22 protein-coding genes are annotated in these 24,331 nt (G+C 51.1%); 5 read left to right on the top strand and 17 right to left on the bottom strand.

Going from position 1 to position 24,331, the window contains the following annotated elements; genetic code table 11:
• The first annotated feature begins 49 nt into the window (after positions 1-49).
• Positions 50-1,249, top strand: coding sequence for an integrase arm-type DNA-binding domain-containing protein (locus MIH19_RS19375; RefSeq protein ID WP_249006413.1), 1,200 nt, complete (start codon positions 50-52; stop codon positions 1,247-1,249).
• 16 nt (positions 1,250-1,265) lie between these two features.
• Here MIH19_RS19375 and MIH19_RS19380 read toward each other — a convergent pair whose 3' ends face one another.
• On the bottom strand, positions 1,266-2,036 hold the full coding sequence (locus tag MIH19_RS19380) for a hypothetical protein (RefSeq protein WP_249006414.1): 771 nt from the start codon (positions 2,034-2,036) through the stop codon (positions 1,266-1,268).
• A gap of 294 nt (positions 2,037-2,330) precedes the next feature.
• On the opposite strand from MIH19_RS19380, the gene MIH19_RS19385 reads away from it, so the two are divergent.
• The 4 genes from MIH19_RS19385 to MIH19_RS19400 all read left to right on the top strand — a co-directional run bounded on the left by MIH19_RS19385 (position 2,331) and on the right by MIH19_RS19400 (position 5,896).
• Entirely contained in the window at positions 2,331-3,500 is a 1,170-nt protein-coding gene (locus tag MIH19_RS19385; protein ID WP_249006415.1) for a hypothetical protein, read from the top strand.
• A gap of 122 nt (positions 3,501-3,622) precedes the next feature.
• Positions 3,623-3,838, top strand: coding sequence for an AlpA family transcriptional regulator (locus MIH19_RS19390; protein ID WP_249006416.1), 216 nt, complete (start codon positions 3,623-3,625; stop codon positions 3,836-3,838).
• Positions 3,839-4,011: 173 nt separating this feature from the next.
• A complete protein-coding gene (locus MIH19_RS19395) occupies positions 4,012-4,722 on the top strand; it encodes an inovirus-type Gp2 protein (RefSeq protein ID WP_249006417.1) in 711 nt (236 codons plus the stop codon).
• Positions 4,723-4,999: 277 nt separating this feature from the next.
• Positions 5,000-5,896, top strand: coding sequence for a protein rep (locus tag MIH19_RS19400; protein WP_249006418.1), 897 nt, complete (start codon positions 5,000-5,002; stop codon positions 5,894-5,896).
• A 1,179-nt stretch (positions 5,897-7,075) separates the two neighbouring features.
• Here the strand turns inward: MIH19_RS19400 and MIH19_RS19405 are convergent.
• The 16 genes from MIH19_RS19405 to MIH19_RS19480 all read right to left on the bottom strand — a co-directional run bounded on the left by MIH19_RS19405 (position 7,076) and on the right by MIH19_RS19480 (position 24,325).
• Positions 7,076-7,360 (bottom strand): hypothetical protein, encoded by a 285-nt coding sequence (locus tag MIH19_RS19405; RefSeq protein WP_249006419.1) that lies wholly within the window; start codon positions 7,358-7,360, stop codon positions 7,076-7,078.
• A gap of 18 nt (positions 7,361-7,378) precedes the next feature.
• Positions 7,379-8,563: an HD domain-containing phosphohydrolase gene (locus MIH19_RS19410; RefSeq protein WP_249006420.1), complete on the bottom strand. Its 1,185-nt coding sequence runs from the start codon at positions 8,561-8,563 to the stop codon at positions 7,379-7,381.
• A 179-nt stretch (positions 8,564-8,742) separates the two neighbouring features.
• Positions 8,743-10,401, bottom strand: a complete 1,659-nt coding sequence (locus MIH19_RS19415) for an IS66 family transposase (protein WP_249006421.1) — start codon at positions 10,399-10,401, stop codon at positions 8,743-8,745.
• Between the two features lie 38 nt (positions 10,402-10,439).
• Positions 10,440-10,808 carry an IS66 family insertion sequence element accessory protein TnpB gene (gene tnpB / locus MIH19_RS19420; protein ID WP_249006422.1) on the bottom strand — a complete coding sequence of 123 codons (369 nt, stop codon included), beginning with the start codon at positions 10,806-10,808 and terminating at the stop codon, positions 10,440-10,442.
• Positions 10,808-11,137, bottom strand: a complete 330-nt coding sequence (locus MIH19_RS19425) for an IS66 family insertion sequence element accessory protein TnpB (protein WP_249006423.1) — start codon at positions 11,135-11,137, stop codon at positions 10,808-10,810. Before MIH19_RS19425 ends, tnpB begins: the two co-directional genes overlap by 1 nt.
• A 125-nt stretch (positions 11,138-11,262) precedes the next feature.
• Positions 11,263-12,414, bottom strand: a complete 1,152-nt coding sequence (locus MIH19_RS19430; protein WP_249006424.1) for a hypothetical protein — start codon at positions 12,412-12,414, stop codon at positions 11,263-11,265.
• A 21-nt stretch (positions 12,415-12,435) separates the two neighbouring features.
• On the bottom strand, positions 12,436-13,257 hold the full coding sequence (locus MIH19_RS19435) for a type II secretion system F family protein (RefSeq protein ID WP_249006425.1): 822 nt from the start codon (positions 13,255-13,257) through the stop codon (positions 12,436-12,438).
• Positions 13,251-14,129 (bottom strand): type II secretion system F family protein, encoded by an 879-nt coding sequence (locus MIH19_RS19440; RefSeq protein ID WP_249006426.1) that lies wholly within the window; start codon positions 14,127-14,129, stop codon positions 13,251-13,253. The genes MIH19_RS19435 and MIH19_RS19440 overlap by 7 nt, the downstream gene beginning before the upstream one ends.
• A gap of 5 nt (positions 14,130-14,134) precedes the next feature.
• Positions 14,135-15,412 (bottom strand): CpaF family protein, encoded by a 1,278-nt coding sequence (locus MIH19_RS19445; protein ID WP_249006427.1) that lies wholly within the window; start codon positions 15,410-15,412, stop codon positions 14,135-14,137.
• A gap of 1 nt (position 15,413) precedes the next feature.
• On the bottom strand, positions 15,414-16,139 hold the full coding sequence (locus MIH19_RS19450) for a hypothetical protein (RefSeq protein WP_249006428.1): 726 nt from the start codon (positions 16,137-16,139) through the stop codon (positions 15,414-15,416).
• Positions 16,136-18,079 (bottom strand): pilus assembly protein N-terminal domain-containing protein, encoded by a 1,944-nt coding sequence (locus tag MIH19_RS19455; RefSeq protein WP_249006429.1) that lies wholly within the window; start codon positions 18,077-18,079, stop codon positions 16,136-16,138. The genes MIH19_RS19450 and MIH19_RS19455 overlap by 4 nt, the downstream gene beginning before the upstream one ends.
• Positions 18,076-18,828: an OmpA family protein gene (locus tag MIH19_RS19460; RefSeq protein WP_249006430.1), complete on the bottom strand. Its 753-nt coding sequence runs from the start codon at positions 18,826-18,828 to the stop codon at positions 18,076-18,078. Before MIH19_RS19460 ends, MIH19_RS19455 begins: the two co-directional genes overlap by 4 nt.
• Before the next feature lie 199 nt (positions 18,829-19,027).
• On the bottom strand, positions 19,028-19,780 hold the full coding sequence (locus MIH19_RS19465; protein WP_249006431.1) for a hypothetical protein: 753 nt from the start codon (positions 19,778-19,780) through the stop codon (positions 19,028-19,030).
• Between the two features lie 69 nt (positions 19,781-19,849).
• Positions 19,850-20,230, bottom strand: coding sequence for a hypothetical protein (locus MIH19_RS19470; protein ID WP_249006432.1), 381 nt, complete (start codon positions 20,228-20,230; stop codon positions 19,850-19,852).
• 358 nt (positions 20,231-20,588) lie between these two features.
• Entirely contained in the window at positions 20,589-22,724 is a 2,136-nt protein-coding gene (locus MIH19_RS19475) for an EAL domain-containing protein (RefSeq protein ID WP_249006433.1), read from the bottom strand.
• Positions 22,725-22,849: 125 nt separating this feature from the next.
• Positions 22,850-24,325: a sigma-54 dependent transcriptional regulator gene (locus MIH19_RS19480; protein WP_249006434.1), complete on the bottom strand. Its 1,476-nt coding sequence runs from the start codon at positions 24,323-24,325 to the stop codon at positions 22,850-22,852.
• Between the last annotated feature and the right edge of the window lie 6 nt (positions 24,326-24,331).

Consider the following 24,331-nt stretch of genomic DNA (forward strand, 5'->3'; position numbering starts at 1 on the left):
TGGGTAACGGCCGGTTCTTCCGACCTCGTTACCCACAAACTGGATATCCATGGCCCACCAGCTCAATAAACTCTCTGCCAAAGAAGTAAAAAATGCCATAGGTTCCGGGAAGATACGGAAGCTGGCGGATGGCGGAGGCCTCACACTGGTCATTAAGGGCGAGTCCAAATACTGGTGGTTGCGGTATCGCTTTGCGGGTAACGAAAAGACGCTGTCGCTAGGAAGTTACCCACAAATCTCACTTGCGGCTGCGCGCCAAGCACGCGACAAAGCCAGGGAGTTACTCCAACAGAAAATCGACCCCAGCGCGCTCAAGCAGCGAGAATCTACACAGAGAGTATCCGACGGCGAGAATACCTTCCGCACACTCTGTGAGGATTGGTACCAGCAGAAGCACTGCGTTGAAGTGACAGAGGCGCATGCAGTGCGGAATTGGAGAAGGTTGGAAATCTATACCTTTCCTATGCTCGCGAGGCGCCCAATTCGCTCAATTCAGCCGACTGATATCCTGCAAGTGCTGGATGGGATTATCAAAAAGGGCAATATCGAAACTGCACACAGGGTCAAGACCCTCATCAGCCTGGTCTTTCGGTATGCGGTTGCAACATCAAGAGTCGACTCAGACGTAACCCGAGATCTCACCGGCTACCTACCCAAGACGCAAGTGAAACACCAGCCCGCCCTTGTTCGCCCTGAAGAAGTTTCGCAGCTGCTGAAAGATATCCATGCCTACCATGGCCATTTTGCAACGTCAGCAGCCCTTAGGCTCTCTCCGCTGGTGTTCACTCGCCCTGGCGATACCAGACAGATGCTTTGGGAGCAGATCGATTTCAACAAGGCTCAGTGGGAACTTCCCACCACAAAGAATGGCGCCCCCTTGATAGTGCCTCTAGCCGAGCAGGCAATTCTCATATTGAGAGAAGTAGAACCGGTCACAATGCACCGCAGTAGATATGTATTCCCAAATGCCCGAGATGCAAAACGCCCCATGAGTAACGTGGCAATCAAAGCCGCATTGGATCGAATGGGATACGGAGGGAAGATGACCGCTCACGGTTTCAGAGCTGCGGCCAGGACACTGCTGCAGGAGGAGCTCAAGTACCCCGTTCATCTGATTGAAATGCAGTTAGGCCATCGCGTTGCAGATATGCACGGACGTGCTTACAACAGAACCGAGTTCATCGAAGATCGCCGACAAATGATGCAGACTTGGGCGACGTACTTAGAGAAACTTCGCACCACTCAGTAAGTAAGAGCACTCCAGATCAGCACTCTTCTTGCTCCTGACTTGCACCCTCATCCCTGCGCAGACCTTCTAAAGCCTGCGAACACAACAGACGTAATGATTCCACATCTGACTGTTCGGCGTTGCCGGCTTCAACATCGACATCCGGTAAAACAGAGCCCCCAGACTCAAACCGAAGCGCAATGCGAACACCGTCCACATCAAGATCTTTGACTTTATCGACCAACTTCTTAACGACCTCGAGATGCCCTAGCTTGACCGACAACTCTTCCTCCATTGTCGAAACCTCCGTCAATCGGGCTTGAAGATCCCTCTCTCGGGCGCCCAAGTTCTTCTCTGCCTCCTCTTGCTTTTCCGTCAGCTCTTTCAGCTTTTTCCGTTGGTCCTTCAGGTATAAGCTCTCAACCTTTTGAAACTCGATCTCCTCCAGGATCAAGCCCTCTACGACTGACGACTGTGTCCGCTCCGTCTGCCTGGAAAGCTGCGCAAGCTTTGAGCAAGCCTTTTTGTTCAGCGAAAGGCGCTTGATGGCCTTCCCTTTACTTTCACGCAGCCTCCTCGCCCTTTCCTGCCTGACCGCATCCTGTAGTGCTTTTACTATTAACTTCCCTTCTGCGGTCGCCTTCAACCGATTGACTGTATCGACCAGTACCGTCGAGTCCGGTTTTGGCTTTTGGTGTAACTGAGAAAGCGCAAAGTAGTGCTCCGTGCGTTTCAAATACTTCAGCGAAAAGATCAACAACTCCTCCCTCTTAAGACCATCAACCCACTCATTCACATTTACAGCCATATGCAAGCTACCTTTATCGCCATTAACTACAAGATGAATAATCTAGCTGGAGTTCACGCATAGTGCATGTGACAATCGTTACGTGTTCATGTTGGACACACGTGATGTATCACGAGTACGCTATATTGTACCTACAATAAAACATGAAACGACCACATGCTAGCCCCTTTGTCTAACATAGATAGTTCGCCTTTCGGGAAATTCTTTCTCCTGGGTTTTGTTCGACTCTATGGTGATTGCTCACCTCGAATGCCGTCCACAAGGAACTTCTCTCGGTATATTGGCCTGCCAAAAGTGAAGTTTTATGAGGTTGTGCGGGAGCTTCAGGATAAGGGGATATTGGAGGTGATCCGGTCGACCCAGGGAGAGCTACCTTGGATTCAATATCGGATATCAGCTCAGAATATTGCCCCCAAGGTTGAAGAAAATCTCCGGCAACATAGCCATTCCGCACTGGTCACACAGTTGTTGCGATGGGGACAGGATCGACTTGAAAGTCGCCCGCACCAACTTACGATTCCTCAGCGAATTCTGCTGATCGCCCTGCTTGAGCAGGCGGATCACGGGGGTGCCGTCAGAAAGACTGGTTTCGGCGAACTGTCGAAGCGATCCGGATTGACTGTTCGGCAAGTGAAAAATCAGATTCGTCTACTAACCCAATACCAATACATTCGGTGCTCTACCCCAGGTGGAAATAACCCGAAGTTCATCGGTCGCTTTAACAGCACACACCTTCTGAACCTGCGGCATCCGAGTTACGGAGATGATATTAAATCTGGTAGTACGGTGTTTTGTCGCCAAGCTGTCCCTTGGCCCTGGGCAAACGATGAGAGTCTTAACATTGCGGATCGCTTAAGGCATCAGTTACCGCAGCTCTGGCCCAAGCTCGCTAAATACCTCCAACGAGCACCAACTCCCGACAGCTGGAAGTTTCTTCACTGGTCGATATATGAACTGGCCTCCAAGAGCTTGACCGAAAACTGGAACGAACTGACCAAATCAACATCTGGAGCGGTAACCAAGCAACTGGCCACCGATGTTCAAAAACTCTGCTTTCCTGAGCCATCTCCAGCGGATGATGAGCTAGAAGAGGCTATATTGGAATTTTGCCAGTTAGTTGCTTCAAACATTTTTTCGGTCGCTTTTGGAGCCAAAGAGCTTCTGTCAGCCTGCTCCATCCCAGCCACCAGCTTGGAGAATGAGGCCTACCAGATACTCCCACCGAAATTTCGCGACGCAAGGGATGCTTGCCTTGCCATCGAGGTGTTTGATATGACAAAAGGCAATTCTCCTACTCACCGCTCTTGGAAAGTGCGGTTAGATCGAAATCAAGGCAAGCCAGTTGCAGAAGAGATAGAAGGCCCACACATCTTCAGTTCCAGGGAACTGGGAAAATTAGGTCTTGCTACCCCGCCCCTCCACCATCCCGCTCTTTATCGCGTTAAGGCGAGAAAAAACGACTAACCTCGTTCATGCTTAATCATCAGCGATGAACAGCCTCTGGCATCCGTCACAGTCCGTTCAAATCTATCATTCCTTACACCCCCACCTGATGTTCTGCACACAACAGCCCAGGAGGTCAGACCATGCGCATTCTCAGACTAAAAGACGTCATCGAAAAAACCGGCCTAGCCCGCTCGACGATTTACAAATACGTTAGCGCAGGTACTTTCCCCGAACCCATACCGCTTGGCGGCCGTTCCGTGGGATGGGTTCAAGCCGAGGTCCACGGGTGGATTACAGAAAGAATTGAAAACCGCGATATCCAAGACCACCCCATGAACCGAAATTCGGTTGCTTAGCTGACCGGCAAACAGACATGGGTTTTTAACGGCATTTTTTGTCACCACACCTCCCCTCTTCATCTCAAAGCCAGTTCAGTCACCAGATCACGCACCTACAGTGAAGCCGCCTATTCATAGTGCGGTTATCCACGCATTGCTGTGCCCGGTGATTAGCGAGCAAGGACATAATCATGACCGACACACCGTATCTCCACAGACACTCTTCCGACCCAAACCTCTGGATTTATAATGGCTATTACTACAGCGGAATGCCTCTCATCTGGCAACAAGGCCCATTCATTCACAATTACCTTCAGCAGATTGATAAAACGATCAAAGAAGCACTCAAGGGCCACGAAAGCATAATCGCCGTCAGGGTCGACCTCAGACTTCCTTTCCAATTCGACTGGAAGAGTCAGCCAGATTGGCGTCCTGTTTTCGATGATTTCATTGCCACACTGCAAGCAAAAATTACAGGGTCCCAAGCTGATTTAGAACGAGACCAGAAGAAATTCCACCCGACCACGGTCCATTTCGTTTGGACTAGGGAATTCGACCACAGCGGCGACCCTCAGTATCACTGCGCGCTCTTTTTCCATAACGATGCTTTCCGCCGACTGGGGAAATTCAACGCCCACTCGGGAAGCCTCTATGGCCTGATCAGCAGCGCATGGGCCAGTGCAGTGGGACGAGACGAACATCTTGCTGACGGGCTTATAAGCACACCCAGAAAAATTATCTATCGGGTCAACAGGGGGGAACGATACGACGAGCTTTTCTACGACCTCAGTTACTTTGCAAAGCTCGCCAGCAAGCGGTTCGGGTTATCCGCTCACAACTTCGCCACAAGCAAACTACCCGGAACGAAATTCGTGGCAAAGCAAGGTTGCGAGGATGATTGAAAGGAGCATTCCGGCTCCATTGGGGAGGAGTTGCCAGAACCCATGAGGGCCGGAGACAAACGAAAAGCAACTCAGGTTTTCAGGTCCGCAGCGCCATGACCCCTTCTCTTTATCTATTAATAGACAACTTCTCTACATCATACATCACCCTGAATAGCTCACCTGACACCTTAAATTCCAAGTCGTTCATCGGCAAATAGGTTCTGAAACCGGCCTGTGCCTGCATTCACAACAAATAAATCCAAGCTAAGCAGTTGACCCTTTGAGGAGACCTCCAATGAGCCTTTTACAGCGCAAAAGCAACCCCCTCGATGACCTTCGCGTACTCAAATTGATAGCGCAGGAAGCTGCCGGCCATTTCCTATCAGACGGCAACAGGCAAACGGACGGCCACCGGATAATAAATTGTGCAAAATACGTTCGAACCTATCGAACTTCAAGCAATGACATGTTTCTCGATGCACTTTATTGCAAACACCCCCATTGCCCTCTATGCCAGCGTCAAAAAGCACGTAAGTACTGCAGCAAAACTCATCAGCTCTTGGACCAAAATCCGCATCTTCTTCACAGCAAGTGGGTATACCTAACTCTCACCATTCGCGACTGTAACGTAGATGACCTTCGCCCCACTGCAGACAGAATGACCAGGGCGTTTCAGCGACTTAGTAGTCGCAGGTTCTGGAAAGACAATGTCCTCGGTGGCGTTAGATTTTTTGAGGTGACCGAAAGCCAGATCGATAGCGAATCCGTTCACCCCCACTTCCACTGCCTGCTGCTGGTAAAGCCTTCCATGTTTGCAGGCAACAATTACGTCTCTACGGCTAAATGGGCAAAGGAGTGGCAACAAGCGCTTCAGGTGTATTACGAACCCAAAGTCCATATCGAGCGGCTCAGTGGCGAACCTGACGAACTACGGGGCAAAATCGTTGGCTACTCAGGGTATTCAATGAAACACCGAGAAAAAATCCTGGATAGGCGAAGATTCCTGATGATGACACACGAAATGCGTGAATTTAACCGAGTTCAACCATTTGGTTTGATACGCAGCCTGTTCTCAGAATTGGATGGCCAGGCGACTTTCGAAGCTATCGCGCAGCTTGAGGAAGTCCGCCAGAGCCAAGAACCTTTCAGTCTTGTATGGGATGGGCAAACTGGCATATACCGATCAGATTGAATTCAAAGACTGCGATCGGTTGATCATCTAGTCCCGAGAGTTTGGCGAAGAAGGTCGCCCCACTCCTGACAAACAGATTGATTCAGTCCTTCATCAAATAACGCCGTACACCCAATAGTTGTTTATAGACGCTCATAAACCCCAAACGGCGGTCCGGCCAAACAGAATGGGACGCTCGGCAGAACAGCTTTTGAGTGCCTTTTCCAAAAACTATTCGTCCAACCTGCGTTCGCTGATTCACACCCAGGATTCCGCCTTGGGTTAGTTCAGGATTCTAAGTTGGCCGAGATATTACCCTCAAATCCCAACTGCCCCTGACCGCATTAACTGGCCCTACTCCACTCACCACACAACCGCTCTGCCAATACCAGAGCTAATCAACAGGTGACCCAATGACAAAGCCATATGGCTACATCCAGATTGACTCCCCACAAATGGACGCGGTTTCATTTATCAGGCCCAAGGCTTACCAGATCGCTGACTACTTCATGAGCATGGATGACACAGAACACCAGGGACGTATAATCAATGAATGTGGCGACTGCATGAAGACTTATCCGTGTCGTAGACTGGTAACAAACTCTCGGGCGCTGCCTTGTAGACACCGGCACTGTCCAATCTGCCGGCATTGGAAATCCGAGCGCTGGCAGGATCAGGCAAAACAGTTTTTGAGTCGGGTCGCTTCCGCTGGAAACACAGCCTATTGGCTGGTCCTGACTCTGCCCGGGGAGCGATCGTTTGTGAATTGTTTAAAGCCCCGAGTTGATCATATGGAAAATGCATTCAGCCGGTTAACCAGCCAACGGTTCGCACAGCATATCTTAGGCTGTATCCGATTTTTTGAGGTTGACCAGGCCACTGACGACGATCGAATTGCTGTGCCACGCTTTCGTTGCCTGCTCTTAGTAACCCAATCGTTTCACAACGGCCCGGACTTTATCCCTCGAGATGACTGGGCTGAAATGTGGAGACACCACCTTCACATGCGAGATACACCGGAGGTGTATCTCAAAAGAATCGAAGGAGACTCCGAAGCGACCAGCATGTCGGTGTTGAGTGAAATCTCCCAATCGATAAATTGCCCAGATCGTTTGCCTTCGAAATGTTGGTTTCTGGAGATGGCTAACCAACTGCATGGGGTGCCCGAAATAGACGTCAGTGGAGTTTTATGGCCGTGGTTTAGGGAGCAGCTAAAGAATCAGGCAAGTGATCTATTTCGGGAGCGGCGGTATTCGGTTCCAGTTCCAACATCGCCGGCCTATTCGGGATTCGCAAAATAAAACAAAAGCCCGACATCGAAAAACTCGGACTCGTCTGAGACCACTTGCCCGGATATTTCAGCTTCGATCCGTTCGGCATAAGTTGCTCAGCCTCGTTAATGGCATAATCCTCGGACCGCCCCTTAACCACCATCTGGACCGCTGCATCATGGCGAACGGCGGCATTCCATAGCTTCAAAGACAAGCCAGAACCTACCGTTTCTCAGTAAGCGGCTTGCTTAATAGTCACCTCTCCTGAGAAGACTGCCGCGAATAGCTCGTCTTTCCCATAGAAGCGCTCTTCATAATTCAACAGTCGCGTCACCAAACGCTCATTAAGGACGTTCCCTTTGGAAAGCAGCATTAAACCCTCCTGGCCGTATAGATTCTCCGAAAGTCTCATTCCGGGAAGCAGGTGCCTGGCACCGCAAATCCAGATTGTGCTTTCCTGGGCACCTTCAACAGAATTCATTGCGTGTTCAAGAAACCGTGTTATTAACCCAGGGTCGTAGAGTGTTCCGGCGGAATCCCTAAGCAAGGCGAGGCTCTCGTTAAAATTCAGATACAGTTGTTTCTCACTGCAATGTTGGAGGCGAATGAAGTCAATAGCGATTCGCAGCATCCGCGAGCCTATCGGAATTTCGGTTCCCTTTTTATTCGCAGGAACACCAGATCCGTCCCAGTTCTCGTCAAGATTGCGTAAAAGCTGAACCATTTTGGTCGAGCCACCGGCCAGTTTGACTAGTGCAGCAGAGCGAAACGCGCGCCTTGCCGGGGAATTCGGTCGCCGCTTAGCGCTGGGTCCAACCCTCTCAATCAGTGCGCCGATATCATAGACTCTTGCGCACCCGACTACCGCTTCGCAGACTGAGGTATCGATTTGGCACCGCTTTGCGATTTGTGCGATGAGTTCCGCTACACGATCCTGATTCTCAGCTTTCTCAGGATTTCTGTGTTTGAGAATAGACTGTAAGGTAGACAAAGAATCAAGCCCCAAAGCAGCATGTCTTCCCATTCGCCTGCTGTCGCTCATTTTCAGCGTGGCACCTTTCTGACGAGAAATACATTGAAGAACCAGCCATCGCATTTGGGCGCTCGTGATCGGCTTTGTGAGGCACTTGGCATCGGTGCCAAACCATTGACGAATCACGTTATCGTTAGATTTTGATAGAAGAGGAACGCACAAAGTGTGTTCCAGAGACTTCCTCATATCACGCCACCCTACCGCTGAAAGACCATCGAAGGATTCCAGGTCTACTACGGTTACGCCCACAGGGCAGTTGGATTGAACTTCCCAGAGATGACTGGGGGAAACCTCACCAATCTCAATACCGAGTGGCTGTAGGGCCTGAGACAGGCATTTGATGAGGCTCCGATCGTTAGAAACTAAACACATCTGGTATTTCATGGCCCGACTCCGTACTAGATATAAAACTTATATCAAAGCGATGCCAGAACCATGCCAATTAAATAAACTAATAATTTCAATTTCTTAAGTATTTTATGCGTTAATTCTAGGTAGAAACCCCAATTTGAGTCGCATTTTGCAGTGCGTTTGTAAGCGCCCTTAAATCGACCCACTTGTCCTCAGTCGATCTGCGACACTTTTTTTGAGACCCGCTCCAGATCCACATTCCACGGCAGTAGTGCCTCTAGCTTTTCCAGCGTGTCTGCCTCGGCAATGCGCTCCAGTATATGTTGGATATAGACCGAGGGTTCCAAGCTATTTGCCTTAGCGGTCTCGACAAGGGAATAGCACGTTGCGCTGGCGCGTGCGCCCCGCGAAGTGTCTGCGAACAGCCAGGCGCGGCGTCCCAGAGCAAACGGGCGGATGGCATTTTCGGCCAGCACGTTGCTGATCTGCAGATCGCCTCGCTCGCAGTAACCGATCAGAGTAGGCCACTGGTTCAGCGTATAATCCATGGCCTTGCGAGTCATCGTGCCCTTGGCGACCTTGCCGGCATTGGCCTCAAGCCAGGCCTTGAATGACGCCAGTCTGGGCACGCTCAGCTCCTGACGGATGCGATGACGCTCGCCTTCACTCAGCTCTTTGATCTGACGCTCGATGGCGTAGAGTTTGTTGATATGGCTTAGAGCTACATCGGCCTTGGAGACCTTTATGGCTTTGCCTTTACCTTGAGGCTTGGACCCTTTGATAGCTTCCACGAACTTACGTCTCGCGTGGTCCCAGCAACCAATTCGAGTGATGTTGTTATCCCGGCAGACTTTGCCATAGCCAGAGTAACCATCGGCTTGCAGGATACCGTTAAAATCATCGAGCAGACGCACCGGTACTTTGCCTGCTCGTGAAGGGTCGTATTCAAATAGAACCGACGGTCGCCCTGGCGGGCCACCGCGGGTGACCCACATCCACTTATCAGATTGCGCCGTTTTGCCGTCTTCTTTCAGAACGTACATTCGGGATTCATCGGCTTGCAGGTAATCACTGCTGTTCTGCACTTCTCGCATCAGGTTGATCAGCGGTTTGAACACGTCATCCAGGCGGATCACCCAATGGGCCATATTGGTACGGCTGATCTCATGCCCCAAGCGCTTGAACATGTATTCCAAACGATACAGCGGCAAGCCATCGGCGTATTTTGAGGTGATGATGTACGCCAGTAAGGAGGGTGTGGCCGTGCACTTGCCCAATGGGTGTATTGGGCGAGCGGCTGCCACCAAACGTTCCTCACCGTTGTTTTCGAATACGGCTTTTTCCTGCCAGTATTCGAGAACCTTGAATTGGGCTGGAATGAACTGCAGTTCTTCTTTCACTTTAGTGAAGAAGGTCTTACTGGCACCGGCTTTGTCTTCGTCGCTCAGAGTCAGTTCGATGCGCTCACGCACCAGCTTATCCGAGAAGCCACGTTGGCGACGTTTACGGGTCGCAGGTGGTGCCTCTTCTTCTTTGACATCGTCTGGCAGCTGATTGCGCAGATCATCAATCTCGGCTTCCAGTTCTGCTTCGTCAAACAAATGAATCTGGTGTTTGGACTTTTCGCTGCTGGCGCCGAACTGCTGAATGCGCTTCCAACGCAGCAGCTCTTCGAGGATCTGGATGTATTGGTCGCGTTGTTTGACCGCCTGGGTGCTCTGTGCAAGCGCTTCATCGCGCTGCTCAACTTCAGCGCTCTTGGCGGCCAGTTCTTGCTGAAGCCCCTCAATCACCGACAGCAATTCAGCGGCCATTAGGCCGCTGATATCGGGTGCTTCTGAAGGGGTTTCAGGCTTTAATTTCATGAACAAATTATAGCAAAACCAGTGCCTTGAAGCACGTAAAAAGCCTAAATAACCGCCTCATAATGCAGAGTTTTATGGCCTTTTAGCAGGGCAATATCGTAGCCGTCCAGCAGCCAGTTAATCTGCTCGCCGGTCAGTGCCATCAGCTCATCCGAGGCCTTTGGCCACTTGAATTTCTCCTCAGCCAGCGCCTTGTAATAGAGGACAAATCCGTTGTCTTCCCACATCAGGCATTTGATCTTATTCCGCTGTCGGTTGGTGAAGGCGTAAAGCGCCCCGGTGAACGGATTGTGGCCCAACTCCTGCTCAACCAGTACCGCCAGACCATTGGCCTGTTTGCGAAAATCCACCGGCGCCCGATACAAATAAATCTGGGGCAACGATAAGGATGGACGTAAGTAACGATGGCGCATCACAGTTGCCTCAGCACTGCGCCCAGCAACTCAATATTGCCGGCGTGTAAACCGGTGATCGCAACACCGCCGGGCAAGGATACGGTCAGGCCATTGGCGTCGCCGGCATCAACACCCATGCGAGAAGCAGAAGAAACAACCCGCGTGAATCCGGTGGTTACCGGCGCCTGAGTTCGATAATCTTCACCAGACGTTAGCTTCTGGCGCCAATAAACGAATTGATGGTAAATCAAAGACTGCTGTTTACAGAAAGCGTTGCCGGACAAGCCCGTGGCTTCCCAGTCGTTAATCTGCTGCTGCCAGAAGTGCACTTTTTCGGTCGGGGTCATGCTGATTCCTCATGGAACGGGTGAGGAGTTCAGTGTGTGCAATTGCGGGGCTGGGGTGTAGGTGCTGATTTATGGGCGCTTACGTGCGTTTCGATTGGCTCATTTAATTTACTATGTGGCCAGGCTCACAGACCCTCACCTGCTGTTGGGGGCACTGAATACCACACACCGGATTCTGCGCCCGGAAGGTTTACCCAGAAAGGCGTGGTGAAATTCCCAAGAACGTTTGAGTTCGGATCATTCGGGTTCGGAACGGAATCCGCTGATTTCAGAATTATCGGGCTGGAGCAAGATAGGTCGCCCTCAAGCGGCGCAAGAATGGTGCTAATTGTCTGCTGGATCAAAGGAAATGCCGCAAGATTCAGTTCCGAAACCAGCCTGTCCAGTACGAGAAACACAACGCCATTCACTAGGTTGCCCTCTTCCAGATCGTTCCCCGCCGGACAACAAATTTTGCCTATATTTACGGACGGAAGTTGCAGACCAGTGAGCAACAACGCGGTATTAATAGTCACGATGGTAGAATCCAGAAGTGTCTCAATCGGCACCGCGTAAAGCGACAGAATGTCTCCCTGATCTTCGGTTGAATCAGGACAATCACACTGAGTCAGCGGTACATCAATCAAGCAGCCCGTAAAGGGACGCGTTCGGGTCTCGTCTTCAAGCTGCACACTTTCACACGGCTCACCCGAAACGACTTTCTGGGACATCCACCGGGAGTTGAGCTGGCTCGGCAATACAGGGCACATCAGCGCTGATTCACGGAAAAGAATCCCCGGCAATCCCTGTCCTCCCCGGCCCACGGCGTAATTGGGGCCGCTTTGCAAGGCATTTAAATAACTGACATTACCAGTGCCCGAGAGGAAATCGGTGCCTCTGCTACTGGTGGTTTCATCACTGATAGTTTTGATGCAGGGAATGCCGGTACAGTTGCTTCCGCTGTAATAAATCGCTTCCCGCGAGGTGAAGCGATCATCCCTTACACCAATGAGGGTTCGATACGGGGTTTCTAGAGTTCGGTCCACCAAAAAAATCCGCGGTGCATCGTGTTCATCGAAATCAATCGCCTCACCAAGCACCCTCCCTGCAGAATCAGCCACCAGAGTCTCTGAGGCTTGTTTTGCGACGTAATGCTTCACCAGTGCATCCCGAATCATGACAATACCCACCAGGGTGCCAAACCCTAGAATAGATATAATAATGATCAGTTCTAGTGTGATGACAAACCCGCCCTGCTTCTGCAGATGTACTTCTCTATAGCTTGGTAGATGTCGCACGATACTGATTCCTCATCAGAGCTAGATCAGGTAATCCAGCAGTTGAAAGATTTCCGAAAGTTTGACAGCAGCAGGAAACGCCACAATAACTCCGAACATCGGCAGCCCGACCATCATTAGCGCAAACAACAAGGAAATGCTTTTTTGGCTAATAAGTTTTCGATTCATTTCCTCTTGCTGCTCGCGGAACGCCTCGGCCTGTCTGGAGAGATTTTCAGACATCACAGCGCCCGCCGCATGCCCCACCTCGAAGGAAGCCGCCAGCCCTTGTAGCTGGCGTATACCCGTGCGCTCATGAAGCCGCCCAAGAGCTGTGTGAAAGGCTTCACCAGACTGAATCTCCATTGCAATAAGCCGCAACTCGACGGCAAGAGGATGCCTATTCTCAAATCCATGCTCGCCTGCTTGTTGAACCGCTCGAAAAAGCGAAACGCCTGAACTCAGGTAGGCATTAACGAGATCAACGAAAAAGCTGAGATTTGCCTGTATCCGAAGCCTGCGCATTTTTCGTCTTTGCAAAAGGAAAAGGTCAACTGAGAAGAATGTGAATACCAAGCTTGCCCCCCACGCCCACCCTGGCAAATCAATTGTTAGCTCTGTAAAGACCAGCGCCGAGGCGATTAACAGTAAAAACTTTGCCGGCCAATAAACCCATACGAAATCCGTCGGCACTAATCCGGCCTGGCGCATGAGCTTTCCAGGATAGAAGCGGTGGATTTTCGGTTTGTCGTCATCCACAACAAATTCAGGACGTAACGTCGATCGGCTTAAAACGTAAACACCGCACAACGAAAGCACACAAACAATTGCAAGAAAGAGATCCATCAGATGGGAGTTCACCATGACTTACTCCTCAAAATGGCACGTGTCCATAAAAGGCCGACCACCTGCAAAAGAATCGCCATATAAAGTATTACTGGCCCCGCGGGGTGAGTTGTTATCGGTGCAAGCCACTCCGGCTCTTGACTCTGGAAAAAGGGGATCAGCAAGTAAGGGAAAATCACTGCAAAAAAGACGGCGTATTTAGCACCAGAAAGTTGACCCCTTGACTGGATCAGAAAAGATCTTCTGTCACGCAGAACTCTCGCCAGCGCCCGAAGCAAAGCGTCGAAGTCAGCACCCCCGTGCCAACGCGACCGAAGAAGGTTCACAAAAAGCCGGACTCCCTCTGAACGGTATCGATCAAGCATACGGGCTGTCGCGCCTTCGATTGAGTCTCCCAATTTAAGTCGGACAACCAAGTTTAGTAATTCGGTTCTGACGGCTGGTGTAGAACCCTTTGCAGCTGCCTCAATCGCATTCACCGCTGTGACGCCACTGGCTGACAGGGATGCGGCCAAATCAAGGGAATCGACCAGGTCCTGCTCAAATTCCTGAGCTCGCCAGGCGATCAAATCCTTGAGCACATAGAGCGCCAATGGGAAAAATGTTGCGCCTGCCGCAATACTAAACCCAACCTCTTCTTCGAACATCGTGAGAAACAGCAAGCTGATGGTAACCGCGATCAGGCATAGGCCTGCTGCGAAAACAATTGGCTCAAGACGCACACCGAGAATCTGCAGATATCTTGTTAGTGGCAAGGCTTGTTTTTCATGCAGATTCTGAATCGCATCTGCTGGCTCTGGCATTTGACGCCCGAGGATAAGAGGGATAAAGCGAGCAGCCGAACCCAATAACACCACAACGGCGAGCACAATACCGATCCACTCAAACATTGGCGTCACCCGAGCATCTCCCACAGAGCATCAAGCGTATCCGGCACCTTGACTCCCTGTTCATAAGCCTTAAGTGCGAATATGGGCCTCAAAAGACAGAGAAATTGGTCCTTCTTTCCGTTTTCTGACTGGAACCGAAATAGTTCCCTTAATTGCCTGCCGTCTTCCCCAGGGACTAACTCCGCAATACCCAGTACTCTTCTTGCGCCGGATGGGTGCCGTCCAAGGTGGACAATGAGCCCAATAGCTGAATCGATCATGTCTCTGATAGCCTGCCTTGGAACCTGGATATCCGAGAACATCGCCAGTGTTTCAATGCGCTTCAGTGCCTGCACAGGATTGTTGGCATGAACTGTTGTAAGACTGCCATCGTGACCGATATTCATAGCCTGAAGCATATCGAATACCTCCTCACCCCGGACTTCACCGACGATGATACGGTCTGCCCGCATCCTAAGCGCATGACGTAAAAGCGCACGAAGATCATGCTTGCCTTTACCCTCACTGTTCTCCTGCCGGCTCTCAAGCGAAATGACATGGTTATGACGCAATGCCAGCTCCGCAGAATCCTCGATGGTAACTATCCGTTCGCCTTCGGGAATGAATTCCGACACCGCATTGAGCAAGGTGGTCTTGCCAGTGCCAGCACCTCCAGCGAAGACAATGTTAATGCCGGTTCGAACGGCAAGTTTCAGCGTTTCGGCCATTGGTTCCGAAAGCATTCCGCTGCCTATCAGGTTGACCAGGCTCGCATGGGACTGCCGGAATCGACGAATGCTAACTACGGTTCCACTAGGACTTAACGGCGGAATGACTGCATGCAAACGGCTGCCATCTGGAAGGCGCGCGTCCACCGCGGGGTTGGTGGCGTCAAGATGCTTACCATGACCGCCAACGAACCGATCAACGAACCGGCGAAGATGCGGTTCGTCATCAAAGTGAACGCTCGAGCGCTGCAGGCTTCCCCCACGGTCGACCCAGATATTCGACGGGCCGTTGACCAAAATGTCTGTGATTGTCGGATCTTCCATCAACGGCTGCAAAGGACCCATTCCGGAAACCTCGCTCATAACACCGTTGGACAAAAAGCTGCGTTCTTCAGAAGACAGCTCCAGCCCAACCTGGGCAGACACCATATTCATCAGCACCTGAATACGCTTTCCAACGTCCGTGTTGTTCTCTATATCCAGAGGGTCAGAATCCAGGGAGGTAATTAGTCGTTTGTGGATATGCTGGCGGACCTTTGCCAACATTAACCCCCTATCGTGTGTACGCTGCTCCATATCAGGCACCCCCGATAAATCTTGCAAGATTCAGGCAGGTGGGGTTATCGGTCAAACCCAGTATTCGCCCCTCCGGCAGCGCAAATATCGGATTAATGGTGAAGGATTTTGCATACTGCTCGCAGGCAGCCGCCGCGTTGTTCGAGAGCTCGTAAAGCAACCCACGATGGTATGCCACTCGCCAGTCAGGCGCGCCAAGTTGCTCAGCCGATGCAAGTGCCGCGAAGCCCTTTTCAGGCTGATGGTTCAAATAGAATACAGCGGCCAAGGTTTCCTGGAGTCCCGCATGCATTGGGTTCAGTCGCCGTTGCGCCTGGAGCAAGGTCTCAGCACGCCGTGTATTACCCTCCTCCATGGCCAACCGGGCACCGAGTATTGCCGCCTCCGGCCTTGGTCGGTCCTGGGCCAGAAGCCGGTCAACATAGTACTGCGCCTCCCGGTTTTTCTTACGGCCGTGGTTGGAAATTGCGAGTGCAAGCTGAAGCCGCTCAAAGTCTGGAAAGCGAGTGAACAACTGCGTCAGACGCCGAGTAACACCGTCACATTCGTTTAACGCTGATTGAGGGTCGCGATGACAGTAATTGCCAGACTGGATATAGGCCAGTTCCAGTTCAATCAGCCTGTTCACCTCCCCTTCGGGATCTTCAATCTCACCCACAAATGACTGCTGAGCAGCGCAGCCCTGGAGCAGAAGAATGCACAATAAAATAGCGCTGTATTTTTTCATGGGGCCTTTTTCTCTTTTCTGTGAGCCAATAAAAGAAGGTTGCTTGCCATATCTGTGGTCGACGGAAAGGCCCAGAGATGAACTCGCTCATCAGGTGTCCGCACAATGTTAGGCGTCACTACAATCACAATCTCCCGGCTCTGCTCGTCCTCCGAAATGGCTTCAACAAGCTTTCCAATTAAGGGAATATCTCTGACGCCAGGTGTGAAATCGTTCTGCCCGGACTGGGTCTGATACACCAGTCCGCCGAGCACCAGCGGCTGCCCATCTTTTAACCGGGCACTTGTATTGATACTTCGGGTGTTGAATGCCGCAGAGTTCAGAGAGGCGCCGGTGCTGTTCGCAATTTCCTGAGTCAACGTTGTATCAGGCATGGAAATAGTGGGATTCAGGTCGAGCGTAATATTATCTGCCTCGTCGACCATAGCCCGCACACTGAGATTGATGCCAAAGGCTTTGAAAGACGTGCCGCTGAAGACTCCTGGTGCATTGGTGCCAATTTCATCACCGCTCTTCAGGCCCGTGGGCGCAAATGCAGTCGGAACCGGAACTTCACCGCCGACAGTGAAAGCAGCTGACTCACCAGCAAGCACCATCAGGGTCGGACGCGATAATGTTCGGGAAATGCCTTCGCGCTCCATGAGAGAGAATAAAAGATCAAACGCCAGATCATCTCCTCCAATCTGAAGGTTATTTGTAAGGGTGCCTCCAAGAACCTGGAGGGCGTTCTCAACCGTTGATGCGGAAGGTGGCATTGCCGATATGCCGCCCAATGAAAACAGACCCTGGTCGGTGTATCCCTGAGTTATCAGGGACAGATCCGGTCGCCACTGCCTCATTCGGGTTCTGTTGATCTCATGAATTTCAACCGACACGCGAATTTGCGGAAGATCTCTTACTTCGATCACTGACAACACACGACCACCACTGAGTGAGAGAAGTTTTGAGCGTGCGACGTTTGACTGGATGCCATTCTGGTTGATGGCGGACCCACCTGACGACAAATTACCTCCAGCGCCCGCATTAGAATTCCGGCTGGGGTTCTTTCCTGCAAGAAACCCGCCGGATTCATTAGTAATAGGCACCACACTGGAACTTTCATCTGCGTCCCCGTTGCCGAGCAATCGAGACGCTAACTGAAGAATTCGCGTAAGCGTGACCTGATCCTGCACCTCTCCTTCAAGGATAAATGTATCCGCTGCGTCATCAGGGATATCCCCACGAATAACACGGCGTATCCGGACGTCTCTTCCACCCATGGGAGCAACGGCAGCGGCTACTTTTTTCTCCAGGCTCTGAGGCAAGGTTTCAACCTGTATCAGATTGATAACCGCGACACTGGTCTGTGAGAAACCACTGTTTCCGTTAAGGCGAAACGCATCAGTGACTGTTTGTTGAGCTGACGCCAGGAAGTCGAGTGGCGACTGGGGAGAGTTCATGGCCTGACCGCTGCTTTTGGGGCGCTCTGCGTTCAGATAGTTTCGAGCGGCGGCGTCTGCGGCGAGTTTGAATTGAATATTCGGAACTTTGCCCCTCAGGACAAGTGCTGGTCGGTCTGGCGCAACCTCCAGCCTAATTTGATCGTGAATATCGTAAAGGGCGTCTTTCAATACCGACATGTCTTGACTGACACCGAACAAAAGCGTCTGGCTTGTCCCATCCTCATACCAGACCATCAAAGTGGTCCGCCCGACATTTTTGGCAAGCATCAACAGCTCACGGCCGCCCAGAACGTCCACTTCAATAATCGAGTTCTGTCCAACTGCGACCCTTTTGATGTCCTTATTGAAGACCAATCGCGAGTGCGTCCACTGAACCAGTTCGCTCTGTTTTTCAGTCTGCTTTCCGTTTAAGTCTTCGATGTAGTCCAGATTGGCTTCAGCCAACCCGCCGGCGGAAATAAGCCAGCCAGTGACCATTAGCAAACGCCAAAACATCATGACCGCTCCTCCGTTCTAGCATTCGGTTCCACCACGTACCTAGACGGAGCGTATCGGGGCGGGTTACAAGATGAGTCAACTGAGTTGTTTTTCTTGCTTACAGGGATAAACGTGACCAGCTCAACGCGTCGGTTCATTGAACTTGCCCCGGAGGCCTTAACGACAGACAGCGGGCTTGTCTCGCCGACGCCAAACCGTTGAATCCGGTTAGCGGGCACCCCCCTTTCGATCAAGAATGTGTAAACGGCGGCAGCGCGTTTCTCTGACAAAGACTGGTTAAATCGGACGCCGCCATCTGAATTGGTATGGCCAATAATTAAAAGGAGGGGCATCAGAGCGGTGCGTTCGAACTCTTCTGCAAACCAGGCCAGATCCGCTGCTAGATGGCCCGGTATTTCATAGCTTCCCTGATTGAACGTCGAGTCACTGACGAATCGGCGATATGTGCCAAAATGACCTGAAGCCAGAACGCTTTCACGCAATTCCCAACGGAGATTTTGGGGTAAGGATTCAGTAATAGTGTAGAAATCGAGTGAGCAACCCTGCCTGATCGATTGATGCCGCTGCTGCCGGGTTAGACCATGTAACGCTGACGGCTCTAAATCACTGGCAACAAAATAATGGTCCGCCAAGCCTCTGGCCTGTGCCTCATCCACGCCCTCATGACCACTCTCTATGACAGGCGTGATATGGGTGGCGCAGCCAGACAAAATCGCAGCTAACACTGATGTACTTACAACGGTCTTCATGGAGCAGCCCTCGTTTTTTATAGTTACCTACTAGCGTTTAGCGAAAGCCGTGCCACAAAGGGAATAATTTTAAGTCTATAAGTATCAGTAAGTTGAAAAATCGGAAAAAAAGTTTTTGCAATTTGCAAATACCAATTCGCATTCTGCCAATAAAAAAGCGACTGCATGGCAGTCGCAAAAGGCTCTCTCAGCAAGCGGCTTACTGAGTCATGGGAACAGCGACTGAACGCTTGTTGAGCCCTGCCAAGATCTCGATATTGCGATGGGTCGGGATAGGATCGATTCTGATGCGCGAATCGGAGTCCGATTGACGCGAACCATGAAGCACAATGGACACCGAATCGCTTGGCTGAATACTGGCAAGTGAATAAACGTATTCTGGAGCGATGGCCACAACCATAGAAACGGCCGATGTTGCCTGATATTTGCCCACAGCGCCCAAGAGGCCTCCGGCCGGGGCGGAAGAGTTGCTGCTTCCTCCCATCACGCCGACCAAGCGAACGTCCCTGGCGAGGGTTCGCACACCGCTGGCACCTGTGGCAAGTACATCAAAAAAGTCGCCATTTCTGAGCTGACTATGAGGAATGGCACCCGGCTGCGGCTTCATCGTGTATAGAACTTTGCCGTCAGGTATCTGCTGTGCCAACCAGGATTTTGGAGGGGAAGCGAGTTCATTGGTGCGGAAAATTTCACCGTGTTTCTTGTCGCTTGTCAGCCGTTTTCCAACCAGATAAGAGGGGTCTTTTACACCAACAATTTGTTTATCCACTCGTACTTTCTGGATCATTGCAGGCTCGATGCTGACACCTGCGGTCCAGTCTCCCGAAATTCCCAGAACTTCATGGGTGGAGACACGCTCAACCTGACGGACCCCCAGAACACTCGCAAAAACTCCGGAAATCAGAAACATACTGATAGCGGCTGTTGTGCTTCCTGTGAGTTTTTTGTTCATTCTTCACCCCCGGCTAAAAAAATACGGTGGCCGCGGTTGTTATCAAACGCGGCCACCGGGCCTATCCAATCAGGGCGTCACGACTGTGCCAACGGCTGCGGATGATGATGAGCCCACGCTCGCAATCGTTACCCCACCTTCAAGCGGTGTCGCAGCCACGAAAGTGAACTCGGTATCATCCCCGGCGTTGGTGTCAGTAGAATCACCGAAAACGGAGCCTTCAACAGCGGCCGTCTTTTCGCCATTTACAATGCCATTAAAGGCGTAAGTCTGGTCAAGGTGACCAATTGCCTCGGCAACGTCTTCCATCTCGGCAGTCAGTGCATCACGCATCGTGACCATACCTGCGACAAGGCCGACAACAAGTACTGTAGAGAGCAAAACCAACTCGGTAGTCAGAACAAATCCACCTTGTTTGGCGCCCAGCTTGCTAACTTGAATATTTTTCATTTTTTCTACCTCGATTGTGAACAGCGCTTTTGTTTGTATGTGATCTTTGTTACACACTTTAATTAGTGCACCGGTCGTGCCATGTTTTTTTTATCTCATAAATTCATAGATTTAACTTAATTTAAAGAGAGAAATCAGGCTAATGACAGATCTCAATAGATGGGTTTTGCTATGCAGAATGCGAATGGTTTTGCGGACGAGGCACCTATTTATAAAACTAAGCGATAGAGGCCGGTTGATAAAAAAAACACAGGCCGCAATGAACGGGCTGTGCCTGAGATTTAATCTTCGTGATGCGACCTTACGCTTTAAAGAGACCGCTTTTGACACAAACATGCTTACGTCTAATGCTGTTCCATTACGTTCCTAAACAAGCCCCCTCAAAGAAAGGTGAAAAATCGTCATTGGAAACAGGCCGTCCCGTAAAATAACCCTGAACAGAGTTACACCCCAGTTGGGCAAGTTTTTCCAGTTGCTCTTCTGTTTCCACACCCTCTGCGATGACGTGCAAATTCACCTCCTGGCCAATCGTAATTATCGCCCGTGCAATTGCTGCTGCCGTTGGGTCGGAGGTAATGCATTGAACAAAACTGCGATCTATTTTCAGGCAATCACATGGCAGAGTTCTTAAATAGCTCAGTGATGAGTAGCCAGTGCCGAAATCATCAATGGCAATGCGAACTCCCATGCTTCTGAGGTCATTCAGGTTTTTCAGCGCCTTACCAGTACCATCAACCATGACGCTCTCTGTCACCTCCAGTTCCACCAACTCCGGAGGAATCCGCCGGAGTTGCATACAGGCCCTCAACTCCTCAACGATTGTTCGAGTATTCAGATGTATTCCGGAAATGTTTATAGAAACCGGGAGAGGGGCTCGCCCCTGATCACGCCAAACCACAATTTGATCAAACACCTTTTCCACGAGCAAATGGCTGAGTGAAATGATAAGGCCCGATTTCTCGGCTATTGGAATGAACGTCGCTGGCGATACCACTCCCAGCTCGGAACTGGTCCAACGAATCAACGCTTCCATACCAATTAAGGCAAGCCGAGAGAGATCGAACTTTGGCTGGTAATGCACTTCGAGACGGCCCTCTGCAATATCCTGACGAAGTAGTCGCTCTATTTCGATATCCCTGAGCGCCCTCTCTTTTAGCTCGGCACTGTATCGGTATACCTGATATCCATTGATCGGCAAGCCGTTGGACTGAATCGCATAGGCGGTAGCGCTCATAATTCCGTCAGAAGTGGCCGCAGCTTCCAAGGTGTCCGCGATACCCACCGCCCAATCAATAGAGCATGTGTAACCGTCGACATCGACACTGGTTGCAAGGCGACGGAGCAATACCGTCGCCAGCTCCTCGGCAAATTCGCAGTCACGGATGCCAGAAAGCAAAACTACAAAGTCGGACTCTGAGAGACGGGCGATGAAAGAGGTCGGCCTGTCATCTTCATTCAGTGTTAGCAGGTAGCTTTCAAGCCCCAGCGCTATGCGTTCGACGAATGTCTGGACCAATCTGACTATACCAGGTCGACCAATTCGTGGTTCAAGACCGCTCAGGTCAAAGGCTGAGTAACGCAAAACCATGGTATGGGTATTTTGCTTCAATCCATCTCTTAATCGTTGGGCCAGTTCGGACATCAATTGCTTTTCGTTGGCGATACCAGTTTCCGGATCGGTGTAGGTCAGCTCGAATAACTGGCGCTGACTGAGAAAAGATTCACTCTGATCCTGCAGTAGGCACAACAGCTCGCCCTCAGCAGCCGCAACAAAACGCCCCTGAATGGTATGGGGCGCCCCCTCGTGCTGGTGGTAAAAAACAAAATTTTCGCAGCCCTCAATTTTCCGGGCGGCACGCAATGACGTATCGACTACCTGCAAGAATTCATCCGGGAGACATTCAAGAAAATTTCGCCCGACAATAATTTTTTCGCTGAACTCCCTCGGTAACCTCTCGATCAGGTGAGTTCCCTGTATGACGCCGTCATAGTCGAGTAGCAACATCGCTTCAGCGGACGTTTTCAACATCGAAGATATTTGATGGCTTCGGTTATTGAGGTGTTTTTTGATAGCCCTGGCGCGTATCAGTGCGTTCAACCGCTGAATTATGATTCGCCAGTTCAGAGGCTTGGGTGCGAAGTCCGTTGCTCCGCTCTCAAAAGCAGCATCGATGGACTCATCGTCATTCTGCCCAGTCACAATTATGATGGGTACCGAATCATCGCCCAGGTGCTCGCGCATCTTTTCACAGGTCGCAAAGCCGTCCATACCTGGCATTCTGGCGTCCAGGAGAATAGCGTCGAACTTGTGTGATTCTAACCAGCTAAGGGCGGTATGACCGTCGGATGCCTCTGTTACAAAAAATCCGGCTTTTGTCAGGGCCAGACGAGAAACCATTCGCACAGCAAGATCATCGTCGACAATCAGTAAATTATGGCGTTCAGAGGGGTACTCGGCGGTTTTCTGTTCGCCGAGTATATTTCGGGTGGGCATGGCAGTCTCCGTTAGCGATGTTTATAACGAAGGATTTGCAGTTAACATGCCAAGTAATTTTTAAATTTATTCAATACGTTATGGAACTTGCTTGCAAAATAAAAACCATTTTTGCAAATTGCAAATCAGATTGATTCTCGCGCCGCCTGCTCTTTCTCCCATTGCTGTTTTTTTCGGTAAATCGTGGACGCACTTATTTCCAGAAATGCGGCAGCTCTGGGCACGTTGCCATCGCATTTCGCAATGGCCGCTTCAATAACACGCTTCTCCTCCAGCCAAAGCGGAAGTATCGCACCGGTCGTAGAGGATAACTTGGGCTGCGAGCGAGCCGGAGTCTCGCTCGCAGAAAAAGAGGATGACTCCAGCGTCGCACTTGAGGGCACACTCGAACTTCCGGCAGAGACCGTGCCGCGCCCAAGCCCCTGGGAGCGTACCAGATTCGGCAGCATTGACATCTCGACGACTGTATCGTCATTCAGCACCACCACGTTTCGAATCACATTGCTCAACTCTCTTACGTTGCCGGGCCAGTCATATTGCGTCAGAAACGATTCGACGTCTTTACTGAAGCCAGTGAAACCCTTTCCTTCGTCGCTCGCATACAACGTCAATAGCGAGCGGGCAAGTAACAGAATATCGCCACCGCGCTCTCGGAGGGCCGGCATATGAATGGGTATAACATGCAATCGATAGTACAGATCCTCCCGGAAACGCCCTTCCCGTACTTCCCTGAGGGGGTCACGGTTGGTCGCGCAAATAAACCGGATATCAACCTTGAGTTCCTTGCTGCTTCCGACAGGGGTAAAGGTTCCGGATTGAATCAGGCGTAAAAGCTTGCTCTGCAAATCCAGAGGCATTTCACCAATTTCGTCGAGAAAAAGCGTGCCGCCGCTTGCCCTTAAAGCCGCGCCGTCACGAGCTGCCGATGCGCCAGTAAAGGCACCTTTTACATGACCAAATATTTCACTTTCGATTAACTCGCGGGGTATGGCCGCGCAGTTCAGTGCAACGAATTGCTCACCCGCTCGCGGGCTCTCCGAGTGAAGTGCCTCGGAGCAAAGCTCCTTCCCTGTTCCACTCTCCCCGGTAATAAACACCGAGGCGTTACTTCTGGCAGCGCTCTCGACAATCCGATACACATTTTGCATGGGTAAAGACGCACCGATCATGCGATGGAACTGTTCCCGCCGATAAACCTTTTCGTATTGTTGTACTGTCTCTTCGAGTTTGTGCTTTTTGAGTATATTCCCCAGAGTGACGGCTAACCGGGCTTTATCAAACGGCTTGGAAATGAAGTCACTGGCGCCCCGCTGCATTGCATCCACAACCATATCAACCGAGCCGTGGGCGGTGATCACAACAACAGGAAGCGACGGGCTCTCTTCATGAACTTTATCAAGTATGCTGAGACCACTCATGTCTGGTAACCGAACATCTGTGATCACAATGTCAAATGCATACCGACTAAGGTGTTCCAGGGCTTCAGCGCCGGTATGGGCGATGCGAACCTCGTAATCGCTCTGAAGATAGCTCTGGTAAACCATTGCATTGGAAGGGCTGTCTTCAATAAGAAGCACACTCGGACGGTTTTCCCTTGGCATAGCCAC

It is taken from the genome of Marinobacter sp. M1C, from assembly GCF_023314135.1.
Taxonomy (GTDB): Bacteria; Pseudomonadota; Gammaproteobacteria; order Pseudomonadales; family Oleiphilaceae; genus Marinobacter.

Coding starts and splice junctions, on each gene's coding strand:
- MIH19_RS19375 (WP_249006413.1), top strand. CDS start 50: ATGGCCCACCAGCTCAATAAACTCTCTGCCAAAGAAGTAAAAAATGCC.
- MIH19_RS19380 (WP_249006414.1), bottom strand. CDS start 2,036: ATGGCTGTAAATGTGAATGAGTGGGTTGATGGTCTTAAGAGGGAGGAG.
- MIH19_RS19390 (WP_249006416.1), top strand. CDS start 3,623: ATGCGCATTCTCAGACTAAAAGACGTCATCGAAAAAACCGGCCTAGCC.
- MIH19_RS19395 (WP_249006417.1), top strand. CDS start 4,012: ATGACCGACACACCGTATCTCCACAGACACTCTTCCGACCCAAACCTC.
- MIH19_RS19400 (WP_249006418.1), top strand. CDS start 5,000: ATGAGCCTTTTACAGCGCAAAAGCAACCCCCTCGATGACCTTCGCGTA.
- MIH19_RS19410 (WP_249006420.1), bottom strand. CDS start 8,563: ATGAAATACCAGATGTGTTTAGTTTCTAACGATCGGAGCCTCATCAAA.
- tnpB (WP_249006422.1), bottom strand. CDS start 10,808: ATGCGCCATCGTTACTTACGTCCATCCTTATCGTTGCCCCAGATTTAT.
- MIH19_RS19425 (WP_249006423.1), bottom strand. CDS start 11,137: ATGACCCCGACCGAAAAAGTGCACTTCTGGCAGCAGCAGATTAACGAC.
- MIH19_RS19435 (WP_249006425.1), bottom strand. CDS start 13,257: ATGGTGAACTCCCATCTGATGGATCTCTTTCTTGCAATTGTTTGTGTG.
- MIH19_RS19440 (WP_249006426.1), bottom strand. CDS start 14,129: ATGTTTGAGTGGATCGGTATTGTGCTCGCCGTTGTGGTGTTATTGGGT.
- MIH19_RS19445 (WP_249006427.1), bottom strand. CDS start 15,412: ATGGAGCAGCGTACACACGATAGGGGGTTAATGTTGGCAAAGGTCCGC.
- MIH19_RS19450 (WP_249006428.1), bottom strand. CDS start 16,139: ATGAAAAAATACAGCGCTATTTTATTGTGCATTCTTCTGCTCCAGGGC.
- MIH19_RS19455 (WP_249006429.1), bottom strand. CDS start 18,079: ATGATGTTTTGGCGTTTGCTAATGGTCACTGGCTGGCTTATTTCCGCC.
- MIH19_RS19460 (WP_249006430.1), bottom strand. CDS start 18,828: ATGAAGACCGTTGTAAGTACATCAGTGTTAGCTGCGATTTTGTCTGGC.
- MIH19_RS19465 (WP_249006431.1), bottom strand. CDS start 19,780: ATGAACAAAAAACTCACAGGAAGCACAACAGCCGCTATCAGTATGTTT.
- MIH19_RS19470 (WP_249006432.1), bottom strand. CDS start 20,230: ATGAAAAATATTCAAGTTAGCAAGCTGGGCGCCAAACAAGGTGGATTT.
- MIH19_RS19475 (WP_249006433.1), bottom strand. CDS start 22,724: ATGCCCACCCGAAATATACTCGGCGAACAGAAAACCGCCGAGTACCCC.
- MIH19_RS19480 (WP_249006434.1), bottom strand. CDS start 24,325: ATGCCAAGGGAAAACCGTCCGAGTGTGCTTCTTATTGAAGACAGCCCT.